This is a genomic window from Marinilactibacillus sp. XAAS-LB27, from assembly GCF_036039175.1.
In the GTDB taxonomy this organism is placed as follows: Bacteria; Bacillota; Bacilli; order Lactobacillales; family Carnobacteriaceae_A; genus Marinilactibacillus.
The window spans coordinates 15,724-30,801 of the sequence record NZ_JAYXKP010000009.1 but is presented as its reverse complement, the minus strand read 5'-3'; the positions used below and the strand labels follow the sequence as shown (position 1 = coordinate 30,801).

At 38.0% G+C, this 15,078-nt stretch carries 14 protein-coding genes; all 14 read right to left on the bottom strand.

Going from position 1 to position 15,078, the window contains the following annotated elements:
* Positions 1–3 precede the first annotated feature (3 nt).
* Positions 4–1,224: a metallophosphoesterase family protein gene (locus VXN63_RS10850; RefSeq protein WP_327758105.1), complete on the bottom strand. Its 1,221-nt coding sequence runs from the start codon at positions 1,222–1,224 to the stop codon at positions 4–6.
* Between the two features lie 108 nt (positions 1,225–1,332).
* Positions 1,333–1,674 (bottom strand): YlbF family regulator, encoded by a 342-nt coding sequence (locus VXN63_RS10845; protein ID WP_327758104.1) that lies wholly within the window; start codon positions 1,672–1,674, stop codon positions 1,333–1,335.
* A gap of 117 nt (positions 1,675–1,791) precedes the next feature.
* Positions 1,792–3,906 carry a PBP1A family penicillin-binding protein gene (locus VXN63_RS10840; protein ID WP_327758103.1) on the bottom strand — a complete coding sequence of 705 codons (2,115 nt, stop codon included), beginning with the start codon at positions 3,904–3,906 and terminating at the stop codon, positions 1,792–1,794.
* A 170-nt stretch (positions 3,907–4,076) separates the two neighbouring features.
* Positions 4,077–5,066: a DHH family phosphoesterase gene (locus tag VXN63_RS10835; protein ID WP_327758102.1), complete on the bottom strand. Its 990-nt coding sequence runs from the start codon at positions 5,064–5,066 to the stop codon at positions 4,077–4,079.
* A gap of 23 nt (positions 5,067–5,089) precedes the next feature.
* Positions 5,090–6,397 (bottom strand): DRTGG domain-containing protein, encoded by a 1,308-nt coding sequence (locus VXN63_RS10830; RefSeq protein WP_327758101.1) that lies wholly within the window; start codon positions 6,395–6,397, stop codon positions 5,090–5,092.
* The gene (gene dinB, locus VXN63_RS10825; RefSeq protein ID WP_327758100.1) at positions 6,381–7,547 is read right to left on the bottom strand and encodes a DNA polymerase IV; all 1,167 of its coding nucleotides are present in this window, start codon (positions 7,545–7,547) and stop codon (positions 6,381–6,383) included. Before dinB ends, VXN63_RS10830 begins: the two co-directional genes overlap by 17 nt.
* Positions 7,548–7,762: 215 nt before the next feature.
* Complete coding sequence (locus VXN63_RS10820) at positions 7,763–8,047, bottom strand: post-transcriptional regulator (protein WP_327758099.1); 285 nt, start codon at positions 8,045–8,047, stop codon at positions 7,763–7,765.
* A 31-nt stretch (positions 8,048–8,078) separates the two neighbouring features.
* On the bottom strand, positions 8,079–8,420 hold the full coding sequence (yajC, locus tag VXN63_RS10815) for a preprotein translocase subunit YajC (RefSeq protein ID WP_327758098.1): 342 nt from the start codon (positions 8,418–8,420) through the stop codon (positions 8,079–8,081).
* A 194-nt stretch (positions 8,421–8,614) separates the two neighbouring features.
* Positions 8,615–9,760 carry a tRNA guanosine(34) transglycosylase Tgt gene (gene tgt / locus VXN63_RS10810; protein ID WP_327758097.1) on the bottom strand — a complete coding sequence of 382 codons (1,146 nt, stop codon included), beginning with the start codon at positions 9,758–9,760 and terminating at the stop codon, positions 8,615–8,617.
* A 32-nt stretch (positions 9,761–9,792) separates the two neighbouring features.
* Positions 9,793–10,830, bottom strand: coding sequence for a tRNA preQ1(34) S-adenosylmethionine ribosyltransferase-isomerase QueA (gene queA, locus VXN63_RS10805; protein ID WP_327758096.1), 1,038 nt, complete (start codon positions 10,828–10,830; stop codon positions 9,793–9,795).
* A gap of 30 nt (positions 10,831–10,860) precedes the next feature.
* Positions 10,861–11,871: a Holliday junction branch migration DNA helicase RuvB gene (gene ruvB, locus VXN63_RS10800; RefSeq protein ID WP_327758095.1), complete on the bottom strand. Its 1,011-nt coding sequence runs from the start codon at positions 11,869–11,871 to the stop codon at positions 10,861–10,863.
* A gap of 24 nt (positions 11,872–11,895) precedes the next feature.
* Entirely contained in the window at positions 11,896–12,507 is a 612-nt protein-coding gene (gene ruvA / locus VXN63_RS10795; RefSeq protein WP_327758094.1) for a Holliday junction branch migration protein RuvA, read from the bottom strand.
* Positions 12,508–12,597: 90 nt separating this feature from the next.
* A complete protein-coding gene (msrB, locus tag VXN63_RS10790; RefSeq protein ID WP_327758093.1) occupies positions 12,598–13,041 on the bottom strand; it encodes a peptide-methionine (R)-S-oxide reductase MsrB in 444 nt (147 codons plus the stop codon).
* Positions 13,042–13,116: 75 nt separating this feature from the next.
* Complete coding sequence (mutL, locus tag VXN63_RS10785; protein ID WP_327758092.1) at positions 13,117–15,072, bottom strand: DNA mismatch repair endonuclease MutL; 1,956 nt, start codon at positions 15,070–15,072, stop codon at positions 13,117–13,119.
* Between the last annotated feature and the right edge of the window lie 6 nt (positions 15,073–15,078).

Genomic DNA, 15,078 nt, shown 5'->3' with positions numbered 1-15,078 from the left:
CTTTTAAATCGACTGATTGCGCAACTCTGATAAAGCTTCTCTAATCATTTCTTCTCTATAAGTCACCGATCTTTCCTCTAATATCCTAGAAAACTTAGACTGGTCAAAGAAATCTGTTGTTAATTCATTGAATCCTTCTTCTTCTGAAAGCTCTGAGAGAACTTCTTGAAAAGCCTCTGGAAAAAGTGATTGCAGATCTGAATCATTGTGATTTGATTTAATTTGAGAAACTTTATAATTTGCAATCCAGATAAATTGGGCATCTTCAAAAAAATGATGCGCTTCAATAAATTGATCTTGGCTAATTTTTTTCAGTAATGTGTCTTTAATGTCTTCAGAGACCTGTAACTCTAGCGAGATAAGATAGTGAAATTGTGCAGATTCAATCGACGGTAATGATTCTTGAATCAGCTTATAAATCGCATCCATATCATTTAGTTTTACGGCATCTACCACCACTTTTTCCCAGACAATAGACGCACTAGAATAAAATTCAATTTCAGCAGAAGCATTCTTTTTAAGCTCAACCATCAAGTAACCTTTTTCACCGGTTTCTTTTTTATTGCGTCCCTGAATGTTTCCGGGATAATAGGCTAGTGGAAAATCAGAGACTTTACTCCGGACGTGAATATGTCCTAGCGCCCAGTAATCGTAGCCTTTTTCTTTTAACTCATCCAGCGTGAAAGGAGCGTAGCGTGCATGTTCACTATTGATTCCTTCTTGAAATCCGTGCAATAAACCAATATGAAAATCTATTTGCGTGTGTCTTTTAGGGTAGTCTGTAATCATGCGTTCCGTGATCCATCTTTCACCATAACTGAATCCTGATACCGCAACGCTTTCTCCGCCTTTTGTTGTCATACGGACGGTTTCTACACTGGCATCAAATACTTTTACATTCTCAGGTAAAGATAAATGGAGCTTTTCATCTCCAATAAAATCGTGATTACCGTGGATAATATAAACAGGTATTTTTGCTTTATTCAAGCGTTCCATCTCTTTTTTGAATTGCACTTGAGCTTTCACACTACGATCCTCTAAATCGTAAATGTCTCCCGAAAAGACAACAAAGTCTACCTGGTTATGTATTGCGGAATACACAATAGTCGCTAAAGACTGAAAGGTGGATTGCTGAATCATCTCCACAATTTTTTTGGGCAGACTTTTGAGTCCTGAGAACGGACTATCCAGATGCAAGTCTGCTGCATGAATAAATTTGATCATACTTTCTTCAATCCTCTCAAACCTTCTGGGTACGTATGTTCTTTTTAAATCTAAATGAAAAGAGCTCACCTTTCAGCAAGCTCTTTTCACTTAACAACTCTTTTAATTTTACTGATATAATTCGCGAACAGGTTTCAAAACAACTTGGTTGATATCGTCTATCATTTGTCCAACTTGTTTTTCCGCTTCAAGTAAACCAGAAATGATTTCGTTCTCTCCGATTTTACCTGAAATTTCTTGGGCTTGTTGTGCTTCTTCTTCAGTTATTTCTTGCCCAGTCATTTGTTTTTGTTGGAGTACTTGTTGTACATTTCTGAATTCATTGAAAATTGCACTAGCTTCTTCATCACTTTGTACTGCTTTGAAAGATTCCTGCAATGTTACAAATTGTTCTGTTTCTCTTATTTCTTTTTCTAACTGGTTAGCTGTGTCATAAATATTGACCGCCATACTCTCATCCCTTCATTTATAACCAGATAATTAACTGATTATTTTCTATTTTCAGTTTATCATGAATCCGAATACCATTCTAGTATTAATCACTTTTCTCTTAGAATAAGAACTAGATCATCTTACAGAATTTTTGAAAAACTCCACTACTTTTCCAGCACCCTCTTTGATGTAAGAAGATCCTTTACGAATCACTTCTTTTGTATCTTCAATTCCTTTGTTCACTTGCTCCATTAATTCTTGGTTATTGTCTGCTTCTACTTCTTCTGTATTTGCATCCTCTACAGCATATGCCGTTTGGCTTGTATAGGGTAGAATATGCTCTAATTCAGATTTCATGACCATTCCGATCCCTTGTGAACTACTATTTGTCAGGTAGTGGTTTTCTGTCGTCTGATCGAATCCCATCCAACTTGTTACCACGATATCCGGTGTCATTCCAACAATCCATTGGTCAGTCGAGCCCGTTCCACTAGATGTCTGAGTTGTTCCGGTCTTCCCTGCAACTCTATATCCGTTTGGTTGGTTATTACGTGCTGTACCAGAAGAATATACATTCAGTAGCATTCTATTCATCTCTTCCGCTACACTTTCCGACATGACACGCTTCTCTTTTGGTCTCGTATGGTCTACGACAACCGCTCCCGTAGCATCCACAATTTTTGTAATAAAATAAGGGTCAATACGCCTTCCTCCATTAGCAAAAGCTGCATAAGCACTCCCAATCTGCATTGGAGAAACGCCTTGATCCATTCCACCAAGTGCAATAGCCCCCAAGTGCATATCTTTGTCACTGACAGGTAAACCAAAATCTTTTAATTTGTCTACACCTTTATTCAACCCAATCTCGTTCAGTAACCAGACTGCGGGTGCATTCAAACTATTTGACAGTGCATTATACATCGTCACTTCGCCAGCATATGTTCCTGATAAATTAGTAGGTTGATAATTGGTTTCTCCATATGATGTCAATTCATCTTGTAACATTGAATCAATTTCATAGCCATTCTCAAGGGCTGGAACGTATACACCTAACGGTTTGATTACTGACCCAGGTTGACGTTTCATTTGAGTTGCTCTGTTAAGCCCGCGGAAAGTGTATTCTCCTCTTCCACCGACAACTGCATTGACGCCCCCTGTTGAAGGATCTATCGCTATTGAAGCACTTTGGACAACCGTTCCATCTGAAGCATCTGTAAATAAGGCGCTATTCTGGTAAGTCGTATCCATCTGTTGCTGATAGGTCTGATTCAACGAAGTATAAATCGTATATCCATTATTTAGAAGATCTTCTTCTGCTATACCGTAGCGATAAACAGCTTCATTTGTCACAGCATCAAAGTAGTAAGGATAACGGTAGCCATCTTCGTCTGCAAAGCCATCCGAAAGGGTTAATACTGACTGACTAATCGTCTTGGCTTCTTGGTCTGTGAGCTTTTCCGTATCAACCATTAGGGTTAAAACAATATTTCTTCTATCAATCGCTCGATCATAATGATCAATCGGATTATAATTGGAGGGAGCTTTTAACATTCCTGCTATAGTAGCCGCTTCTGCTACATCCAGTTGAGCAGCTGACTTATTGAAATATTTGTAAGAAGCATCTTCAACACCCCAGACACCATTGCCAAAATAAGCATTATTCAAATACATTTCCAATATATTTTCTTTACTATAGTGTTTCTCAATCTCTATAGCCAAGAACAATTCTCTAAGTTTTCTGATAAGCGTTTGATCTGCAGACAAATACGCATTTTTAGCTAACTGCTGCGTAATCGTACTCCCGCCTCCAGAAATTCTACCACTTGTTAAAAATTTAATACCGGCTCTTCCGATTCCTCTAATATCATATCCACGGTGCTCATAGAATCTCTGATCTTCAGTAGAGGTAACGGCATCTTGAATATTTGGCGAAATCTGTTCCAATTCCACGAATGTTCCTTTTTGATCATACAACGTACCTGCTGCTTCTCCTTGAACATCAACGATCGTCGTCGTCTGTTCTAGTCCTGCACGAAGTGCATTTACGTTAGCAGTTTTAGCCAAATAAGCTAGATAGATACTGAAAACCAATGAAACCGTCAGTCCGAATAGAATCAGACTTTTGGTTAAATGGTATTTCTTCCAAGTCCGACGCAGTCGAATCATTAAACGAGATAGAATTGGCTTCAACCAGATCCAAAAAGAGCGTAACTTGTTTTTGAGTTGCTGCTTGAAATTCTGATTTTTCATGATTTTTCCCTCAATATCTTTTGTTACCACATTGACACCAACTCATTCATTGAATATCAACTGTGGTTATATCAGACGATTTTCTTTTACCTTTTAATCATCTTAAGTAAAGGATGTTCCACTTTATAGTATCTGCATACTGACATAGAATCATCCGTCTAAAGACTGATTTATAAGATCTCTGGCGTCCACTGTTCAGCTGCTTCCGTCATTTGTCCTAAAATCTGTTCAATTTCACTTTCATCTTTTGCATTGGCTCCACTTGCAAGCGGATGCCCTCCGCCGTCATGTTGTTTTGCAATCACATTTATAACAGGGCCTTTTGAACGTAATCTACAACGATAGTGACCTTCCACTTGCTGAACAAATATCCCCCAAGCTTTCACGCCCTCAATGGATCCTGGAAGAGAAACGATACCATTTGTATCCTTATCTCCAATATTCATACTCTCTAAAGTCTCCTGAGTCAGTATGATATGTCCTACGCCTTGATCGTTGACTGAGAAGTTTTCCAATACATACCCCATTAATTTAGCAACTGGTGGTTTGATGACATTCATTTTATTATTTAATGCTGTGTGTGAAAATGGAAACTTCATTAGTTCTGCACCAATTTGCATCGTATAACTTGACGTCCCACTGTATAAGAAGCGATTCGTATCTCCAACAATCCCTGCGTACAATAATCTCGCTGCTTCTGTCGTCATGACCAGTTCATCTTTAAATGTCAGCCAAAAGTCAGCAATCATCTCGCTACAACTACTTGCTTCTGTATTGACCCACTCAATATCCCCATAAGAATCATCTAAAGGATGATGATCAATTTTGATCCAGTTTTCAGATAAATCAAACGCCTTACCGTCTATTCTCTTGACATTAGCAGTATCCGTTACAATCACTAATGCATTAGTATAATCTTCTTTTTTTGGTGGATCCATTTTTTGTAAAAATGCTAGATTGTCATTATCAAAACCTGCTGTATAGACTTTCTTGTCTGGATAGGTGCCTTTAATGAGTTCAGCCAATCCACACTGTGATCCAAGCGCGTCTGGATCTGGTCTTTCGTGACGATGAATGATAATCGTTTCCCACTTTTTAATGGTATTCAATATTTCTAATTTAGTATCGTAGTCCTCTTTATTCATTGATTTTAATGTCATTTAAATTTCCTTCCAATCCTGTACTATTTAATTTTTTGTAAGAGTTGACAAACAACAATCGCTTTGGCAGACAGTCCGCTTTCTGAATAGATTTCAATATCTAGTCTAGCTGACCTTCTACTTTTATCGAAAACGGTTGGTCTGATTGTCAATGTACTGCCGATTTGTATCAAGTTCAGATAATGCAACTGAACTTGTTCCACCACGACATTTCTTTTATTTTGCTGGGAAAGTTTTAAATAAGCTGTTTCTGTGACGATTTCACTTAACACTCCAAAAGAGATGGTTCCCATACCATTTGTCATCTGTGGCGTTACATTAAAAGAATACTCTTCAGGGTTCTTCTCTTTAATCAGTTGATTGATCTGATCTGCTATCGTTTCACCAGTCTGTGGTTGTCGTTGTTGGGACTGCATAGCTTTCATAATATCTTGGCGGGATACAATCCCTAGTAATTTCATTTCGTCTGATACGACAGGCATAACTTCTAACCCATCCCAGATCATCGTATGTGCCACACTCGCCACACTCATATGGTTTCTTGTAAATGCCGGATTTTTTGTCATGACATTTTTGATTAAGACGGTATCTTTTTTACCAATAATATCTTTAGCCGTCACGATTCCCACTAATCTGTCATTGACTCCAATGACTGGATACCTTGTATGCTGACTACTTTGATTGGCAATACGGTAATCGTATACCGTATCATCCGTTTTCAAATACTGAGTATGCTCCAAACGTGTATAGATAGATTCAATCAACATAATTTCTTTTTTAATTAACTGATCTGTCATCGCGCGGTTGATCATCGCACCTACTGTAAATGTATCGTAAGAAGTCGTCATGACTGGAAGAGACAATTTGTTTGATAAATCAATAATTTCTTGATCCGCTCTGAATCCACCTGTTATTAAAACAGCAGCGCCATTTTGAAGAGATAATCTTTGAGCGGACTCTCTATTTCCAATAATCATGAGCGATTCTTCCGTAATATAGCGGAGCATGGCACTCTCTGTCATCGCACCGATAATAAATTTATTTAAGGTTTTATTTAATCCGGTTTTACCACCTAATAATTCCCCATCGATAATTTTAAGAATTTCTTCAAAAGTCAGATTTTCAATATTTCCTTCTGTTTTCGACTCGGTTCTTATCGTCCCCACTCGTTGTATCGTTGTAACAAGCCCACTATTCTCGGCTTCTTTAATTGCCCGGTAAGCTGTTCCTTCGCTGACTTTTAGTTCTTTCGCAATCAGCCTAACTGATAGCTTTTCACCTATTGAGATTGACTCGATAAAATTTAGAATTTGTTCATGCTTCGTCGCCATCTGCAGTTTCCTTTTCAATTTCAGTCTTTTGTCTGTCCCAAAGTTTTAATGGAATGTTTTCGAACAATAATGAATCTAAACCAGTGACCGTGATTCCTAGAAGTCTAATCCCTTTTGATACTGAACCTTCTTCTTCAAAAATCCTTAGTGCACTCACAAAAAGCTCATCTGCATCTTGAATATATTCAGGAAAGGTCTTACGTCTTGTAAATGTGCTGAAGTCATTGTATCTAATTTTTAGTACCACTGTTTTACCGTGCTTTTGACTCTTTTTCAAAGATGCGAAAGTCTGATTGGCAATTTGTCGAAGAGACTGAGTCACTTCTTCCTCTGATTTTAAATCATCTAAAAATGTTTTTTCTTTACCGACCGATTTACGCGTTCGATCAGCGACGACTGCACTGTCATCAATCCCTCTGACTTTGCGGTAAAGAGAATGTCCCATTTTACCAAAGTGCGATACAAGTTCCATTTCGTTCTGATCAAACAAATCTTGTCCATTAAAAATTCCTAGTGCATGCATTTTTTCTACTGATTTTTTTCCTACACCATAATATTTTTCAATGGGCAGAGTCGTCAGAAATCCATGTGCATCATCTGGTGGAATAACGGTTATACCTGAAGGTTTTTTAAAGTCAGAAGCTAATTTTGCAAGAAATTTGTTATAAGACACACCTGCTGAGCAAGTTAGTCCCAGTTCATAATAGATTTCTTTTTGGATCCTTTGTGCAATCAATGTCGCACTATTTAAATTAATCTTATTTTCTGTTATATCAAGATAAGCTTCATCAAGGGATAGCGGTTGAATTAAATCCGTGTATCGCTTGAAAATCGCTCGAATTTCTTCTGATATAGAACGATAAAGTTCAAAGTTCCCAGAAACAAATATCCCATCTGGGCACAATTCGTAAGCCTTTTGAGCACTCATAGCTGAATGGATCCCAAATTTTCTAGCTTCGTAGCTAGCCGTAGCAACGACCCCTCTACCACCATTTTCTTTTGGATGCCTAGCGATAATGACTGGCTTACCTCGTAAAGAAGGATTTTCTCTAACTTCTACAGAAGCATAGAATGCATCCATATCAATATGAATGATTTTTCTAGATGTATCCCTCTCAGGTTCATCAAAAGTTAGAATACCATATTTCATCGGTTCACCTCTTTAGTTCATTTACCCGAGTTCGAAATTTGCACATTTAATACACTACACCACTTAAACTTACCATTAAATTTTAAAGTATCTACTAAATGATTATACTAGAAATCCCCTTCAAGTATCATTCTGTTTTAGAATTTATTGTTACATCTAGTAAAACTACAAACAAAAAGACAGAGAATGAGTAAACCCATCTCTGTCTTTTTTCTTTATGATCTCAGTATATCTCCAAAATCCATTTCATCGAGAGAGGAGACATTATACACTTGAGCTTCAAGCGAAGCGTAGTTGAAATAATCATTCAGTCCGATACCCATAATGGCTTTTACTTCTTCATGGTACCTCTCGGGACGAATGTGTTTCCACAGAAAATTATTACAATATTTCCAAAGATCTTCGATTGTGACTTGATCATAACCATTCTTTGAAAATTCCTCCTGCTTCATTTTCAGCCAAACCTCATAATTCATAAAAGTCTGCGTTTGAAAGTCCAAAAGGTACCTCCTTTATTACTGAGTTATCGGTCTACAATTCTTCTTCATTGGTTGAATCGGGTGTATTCGTACCTAATTCTTCTGTTGTAGTTGTTTGGACACTATCAACTTTTGTTACAATACGAGAAATCGCACGACGTTCAAATGTTAAATAAATGCCTTCACAGTCTAAAACGACTGTCTTTCCTTCTGAATCAACTTCATCAATTACGCCATGAAGTCCACCGATTGTCACGATAGAATCACCTTTTTGTAGTGAACTCAGCATGTTTTGAGCTTCTTTTGCTCGTTTTTGTTGCGGTCTTACCATTAAGAAATATGCAATTGCGATAATAAATACAAAAGGTAAAACTGATCCAAATATTGCTTCCATGTTATTTCCTCCATTATTCATTTCTTTATCATAGACTGTGAGTCGCTTAAAGTCCTGATAATTTATATGATTCCTTTATTTCTCAAGCCTAGTCTGTTTAGGCAGTGATTAGATGTTTAAATAAATTTAAACATTAACGACACCTATTACCTTATCAGATTTTGTAAGCGAATGCTACATAAGTTTGAGTCGAATTAAAAGTTTTTAGCATCGGGTTTGTTATATCCATACTCTTCAAAAAAGGCTTCTTTGAACTCAAGAAGATTGTCTTCTCTAATAGCCTGACGCACGTTTTTCATTAAATCTAATAAAAAGTACAAGTTATGATAGCTGGTCAGTCTAAGGCCGAACGTTTCATCCGATTTAATCAAATGACGTATATATGCTCTAGAATAATTACGACAAGTGTAGCAATTACATTTATCATCAAGTGGTCCAAAATCTCTGGCATACTGAGCATTTTTGATAACAACTCTACCTTTACTTGTCATGGTTGTACCATTTCTTGCGATTCGAGTAGGTAATACACAGTCAAACATATCAACGCCTCTCATTACACCTTCGATCAAGGCATCTGGCGTGCCAACACCCATGAGATAACGCGGCTTGTCTTCAGGCAACAGAGGCGTCGTGAAATCCAAGACACGATACATTTCTTTTTTAGGCTCGCCTACCGAAAGTCCCCCAATTGAATAACCGGAAAAGTCCATACTCACTAGATCTTTCGCTGACTGTTTTCTTAAGTCTTCGAAACCTGCACCTTGAACGATTCCAAATAAACCTTGTCTGTCATAATTTTTATGTGCCTCAAGGCCTCTTTCCGCCCATCTTGATGTACGTTCCACAGATTTTTTAACATAATCATAGCTTTCATCAAATGGTGGACATTCGTCAAAACTCATCATAATATCAGATCCCAGACTATTTTGGATCTGAATAGCCTTTTCCGGAGATAAAAATAGCTTTGAACCATCAAGGTGACTTCTGAAATGGACCCCTTCTTCTTTAATATCTCTCATATCAGATAAGGAAAACACTTGAAACCCGCCTGAATCCGTTAGAATGCCCTTGTCCCATTGCATGAATTCATGCAAGCCACCTGCTTCTTCTACGATATCTTCGCCTGGTCTTAGCCAAAGATGATACGTATTACTCAATATAATGCCCGCACCCATTTCTTCTAGCTCTTCAGGCGCAATCGTCTTAACACTTGCAAGTGTTCCAACAGGCATAAACATAGGGGTTTCGAATGTTCCATGTGGCGTCTCAATTTTCCCAAGTCTTGCTCCTGTATGTTTTTCTTTTTTCTCTAAATGATACTTTATCGGATGATCTATCATTGTAACCCTCAATTTCTTTTAATTTAATTTCTTTACTTTTTTAAAAACATCGCATCCCCAAAACTGAAGAAACGGTACTGTTCTTTAACAGCGTGATTGTATGCTTTCAAGACAAATTCCCTTTCAGCAAACGCACTAACTAGCATAATTAGTGTAGATTTTGGCAAATGGAAGTTGGTCAAAAAGGCATCAACCACTTTAAACTGGTAACCAGGTGCGATAAAGATGTCTGTCCATCCACTATCCGCTTCAAGCTTTCCATTAAATTTAGTTCCAATTGTCTCAAGCGTTCTAATAGAAGTCGTTCCTACTGCAACGATTTTACCGCCATTTTCTCTAATATCATTCAAAGTCTGAGCAGATTCAGCAGTTAATTGATAGAATTCTTCATGCATCTTGTGTTCCTCTAAGTTTTCTACATTAACTGGACGGAATGTTCCAAGCCCAACATGTAACGTTAAGAAAACAATTTTCACGCCTTTTGCTTCTACTTTTTCGATAATTTCTTTTGTGAAATGCAGACCCGCAGTTGGTGCTGCAGCCGATCCATTTTCTTTTGCATATACAGTTTGATATCTGTCTTGATCTTCTAGTCTTTCCTTGATATAAGGTGGTAGTGGCATTTCACCAAGCGATTCAAGAGTCTCTAAGAAGATCCCCTCGTAAGAAAACTCCACGATTCTTCCGCCATGTTCTAACTCTTCTTGAACAGTTCCGACTAATCGACCGTCCCCAAAGAGAATTTTAGTCCCTACTTTAGCTTTTTTAGCTGGTTTGGCAAGCGTTTCCCACTTATCCCCTGTAGTATTTTTTAAAAGTAGTAGTTCAATATGAGCGCCAGTTTTTTCTTTTTCTCCATGTAACCGAGCAGGTAGTACGCGCGTATTATTCATGACTAAGGCGTCTCCAGCTTGTAGTTCTTCTATAATGTCTTCAAACTTCTGATCTTTGATTGTTTGATCAGAAGTAGAAAGGACCATCATTTTTGAGGAAGCTCTATCTTCAAGTGGCGTTTGAGCAATTAAGTTTTCTGGCAGATCAAAGTCAAAATCTTCTGTAGTTAACGTCACAATTTTCTCTCCTTTTTATTCCATGATGCTTTAAAGGTGTTTTTCAGGTAAGTCAAAATGTCGGTAGGCTTTAGCTGTTGCTACCCGACCTCTAGGTGTTCGTTGAATGAAACCTTCTTTCAGGAGATACGGTTCAACCATGTCTTCGATGGTTTCCATTTCTTCACCGATGTTTGCAGACAATGTATTTAAACCAACTGGTCCACCATTATATAATGTAATCATTGTCATCAGTAATTTCTGATCAACAGTATCCAGACCATGGCTATCGACTCTGAGTAAGTCCAAAGCTTTGGAAGCAATATCTTCATTGACGATTCCCTCACCAACGACTTCAGCATAATCGCGAACCCTCTTCAGTAATCGGTTTGCAATACGTGGTGTTCCTCTTGATCTTCTGGCAAGTTCGATCGCACCCGTTTCATCTGTTTGTGTATTCAGTACATCTGCTGTACGCTCCACAATTTCTTTTAAATCTTGCTCAGCATAGTATTCCATATGGGACAAGATACCAAATCGATCTCTTAAAGGTGCAGATAGTGTTCCTGCACGCGTTGTTGCGCCGATTAGAGTGAATGGTGGCAAAGGAAAATGAACTGGATGAGCTGTTTCTCCTTGACCAATGATAATATCGATAAAATAATCTTCCATTGCCGAATAGAGCATCTCTTCAACGACTCTCGGTAGACGATGGATTTCATCTATAAACAAAATTCCACCTGGTTCTAAATCGTTCAATAACGCAACTAGATCTCCCGGTTTCTCTATAGCAGGTCCACTAGTTGTTCTGATTGTCGCATTCATTTCATTTGCTATAACCATCGCCATTGTGGTCTTTCCGAGTCCCGGTGGTCCATAAAGAAGGACATGATCTAGCGCTTCTTCGCGATTTTTTGCGGCCTCAATATAAATTAAAAGCTCTTGTTTAATTTTATCTTGACCAATATACTGATCAAAATACTGCGGACGTAAGGACTTTTCCAAAGACCCCTCTGCTGCACTCAATAAGTCTTCCGATGTTAATCTATCTTCACTATCCACTACTGCACCTCCTTTTTCGTTTTATTATTTCATTAGTAATTTCAAGCCTTCTCTGATATAGGCATCTGTAGTCGTTTGTCCCATAGCCTCTAAAGATTTTTTAACTCTTATGACATCTCTCTTGGAATACCCTAGAGCTATCAATGCTTCGGTAGCTTCTTGTAAAGAAAGGTTTCCATTATCTTCTTCAAACGATAGCTCTTCTGAAAGTTGCCCAGTAAATTGATCAATACTTAATTCAGACAACTTCCCTTTCAAGTCCAGCACAATTTGAGAAGCTGTTTTCTTACCAACACCTGGAAATTTCTGCAAGAATTTCACATCTTCTTGTTCGATTGCCTGAATAAGCCCTCTATGGTTCTCATTAGCTAAAATAGCCAGTGCACTTTTCGGACCGATTCCAGAAACGTTGATCAGCTTCAAGAATAATCCTTTTTCCTCGTGCGTTTTAAATCCGAAAAGATTGATATCATCTTGACTGACATTTTGGTATAAATAAAGTTGGACTTCTTGATTATGGTAATCTGTATACCGAAAAGGATTTGCCATTAAAACGTGATATCCGATCCCATTCGTTTCGATTACAAGATAACTTGGATAAATGTGCGTAATGATCCCTTTTATGTATTCGTACACATAAGTTCCCCTTTTCAGCTAATTTCTCATCTATTGTAACATAGAAATACCCAGCCCATAAAATTTTCCTAGGGGCTGGGAATCGTTTCTTTATGCGTTAAATTCAGGCAGATACTCTTCGTATCCTTCTTCTTTTAGTTTAGTTTTAGGAATGAATTTCATCGCTGCAGAATTGATACAGTAACGTAAACCACCTTGTTCCGGTATACCGTCTGTAAATACGTGACCTAAGTGAGAATCTGCTTCGCTACTTCTAACTTCTGTTCTTTCCATGCCATGAGTAGAATCTCTTAATTCTTTAACGCCTCGTTTTTGGATTGGTTTTGAAAAAGATGGCCAACCACAACCAGCATCATATTTATCGTTAGAAGAAAATAGCGGTTCACCACTTACGACATCTACAAAAATTCCATCTTCATAAAAATCATCGTATTCACCAGTAAACGCTCGTTCAGTTGCACTATTTTGAGTGACTTCGTATTGTTCTCTAGTTAAACGTTGTTTTAACTCTTCATCTGAAAATTGTTTTGCCATGATACTATCCCTCCTGTTAACCTACATTGTACCAATATATCGTGCAAAATTAAAGGTAATCCGCTCGTTTTTTTACTAATGCGGATCTTGAATTCTCTTAAACATTTTTTCCATGTCATTATTTGTCATTTGTACGAGTACCGGGCGCCCATGTGGACAGTTGTAAGGATTTTCAGTTTCTTTCAAGTCTTGAATCAGAACTCTTGCTTCGTTAGGATTCAGATAATGATTCGCTTTAATCGATCGTTTACAGCTCATCATAATAGCCGTAGCTTCTCTGAATTTAGTAACAGATAAATCGTTCTTCTCAAGTAGGAAATCAATCATTTCCTGCACGATTGCTTCTTCTTGTCCCGCTTTGAACCAAGCTGGATGACGACGAATCAAAAAACTATTCTGTCCAAAGTCTTCCAGTTCAATCCCCGCTTTCAAAAGTTTATCCGTGTACTCTCGAATGGTGATGGCATCATTTGAAGGATATTCAAGTACGATCGGAACGAGTAATTCTTGCTGAACCGTTCCATCTTTTTCGATCTCTTTTCTATAGTACTCATATTTGATTCTTTCTTGAGCAGCATGCTGATCGATAATATAAAGTCCATCTTCATTTTGGGCAAATAAATATGTCCCATGCATTTGTCCAACATACTCTAGATGTGGAAATTCACGCATTGATTTTGCTTCTTTGAGCACTCTGTCTGCTGTCTTAAGTGGAGATTCAAGAACATGGTTCTCTTCTGATACTACAGACTGCTCTGTAGACAGATCTGCTTGTGTATATCTCGAGTCATGATCTTTATCTTCGCGAACATCATCATGGCTTCCATATTCATAATGATCTTCAGTAGAATATGAATCTGTTTCATTTCTTTCGACAAACGGAGCCTCTACTTCTTTGACCGATTCTCTGAAAAGAAACGCCTTGTTTTCAGTAGTTTTTTTTGAGTCCGTGCTTTCTTGCCAATTGAACGTCGTCTGTTCTATCTTATTCTGACTATTTTCTTTTTTACTAGAATGAATATTGCCTAACGCATTGGGTATCCTTTGTTGAGTTTGCATCAGTCCCCCAACGGCTTGTTTGATCAATTGACTGAGTTCTTTCTCACTACTGATTCTGACTTGTTGTTTCGTTGGATGTACATTGACGTCTAGCAGCAATGGATCCATCTCTATGTTGACTAGCGCCATAGGATATCTGCCTACCATCAACTTGGAAGAATATCCATCCACAATGGCTTGGGATAAAGCATAATTCTTGATATGTCTACCATTGACGACAAGTGTCAGATAAGATTTACTTGCTCTGGTGAGTTCGGGTAATGAAACATAACCTGAAACAGTGAAGTCAAAGTTTGATGCTTCAATGGCTTTCATCTTTTTAGCAGCCTCTACACCGTATACACCAGCAATGGCTTGTCTCGCATCTCCGTTACCCACTGTTTTCAGCAACTGGTTTTGGTCACTAAACAATCTGAAACTAATTTCAGGATGAGATAATGCAATTCGGTTGATTGTATCACTGATGTGCGCCAGTTCAGTTTTAAGTGTTTTGACGTATTTGAGTCGAGCAGGTGTATTGAAGAACAGTTCTTCAACTTTAATCAATGTTCCACGTCTCGAAGAAGAAGGTTGATTCTCAATGATTTCTCCTGCTTTTAACACTACTTTTCTGCCTGGGAGATTTTGCTGAGAAGTCTCAATGGTGACCATAGAAACTGAAGCAATACTAGGTAAAGCTTCTCCTCTGAATCCAAGTGTTCTGATACGAAAAAGATCTTCATTTGAAATCAGTTTACTGGTTGCATGACGTTTAAATGCTTTTTGAACCTCATCTGACTGGATGCCTTCTCCATCATCTGTTACTTGAATAGATTTAAGCCCAGCTTCTTCTACGTAGATATCGATTTTTGTGCTCTTTGCATCAATTGAATTTTCCACCAGTTCTTTTACAACTGATGCCGGTCTTTCAATGACTTCACCGGCTGCTATCTGATTGGCTAAAATAGAAGACATGATTTTGATCTGGGACATTTCTTT

Bases quoted from the DNA above. Each gene is read 5' to 3' on its own strand.
- VXN63_RS10850 (WP_327758105.1), bottom strand. From the start codon at position 1,224: ATGATCAAATTTATTCATGCAGCAGACTTGCATCTGGATAGTCCGTTC.
- VXN63_RS10845 (WP_327758104.1), bottom strand. From the start codon at position 1,674: ATGGCGGTCAATATTTATGACACAGCTAACCAGTTAGAAAAAGAAATA.
- VXN63_RS10840 (WP_327758103.1), bottom strand. From the start codon at position 3,906: ATGAAAAATCAGAATTTCAAGCAGCAACTCAAAAACAAGTTACGCTCT.
- VXN63_RS10835 (WP_327758102.1), bottom strand. From the start codon at position 5,066: ATGACATTAAAATCAATGAATAAAGAGGACTACGATACTAAATTAGAA.
- VXN63_RS10830 (WP_327758101.1), bottom strand. From the start codon at position 6,397: ATGGCGACGAAGCATGAACAAATTCTAAATTTTATCGAGTCAATCTCA.
- dinB (WP_327758100.1), bottom strand. From the start codon at position 7,547: ATGAAATATGGTATTCTAACTTTTGATGAACCTGAGAGGGATACATCT.
- yajC (WP_327758098.1), bottom strand. From the start codon at position 8,420: ATGGAAGCAATATTTGGATCAGTTTTACCTTTTGTATTTATTATCGCA.
- tgt (WP_327758097.1), bottom strand. From the start codon at position 9,760: ATGATAGATCATCCGATAAAGTATCATTTAGAGAAAAAAGAAAAACAT.
- msrB (WP_327758093.1), bottom strand. From the start codon at position 13,041: ATGGCAAAACAATTTTCAGATGAAGAGTTAAAACAACGTTTAACTAGA.
- mutL (WP_327758092.1), bottom strand. From the start codon at position 15,072: ATGTCCCAGATCAAAATCATGTCTTCTATTTTAGCCAATCAGATAGCA.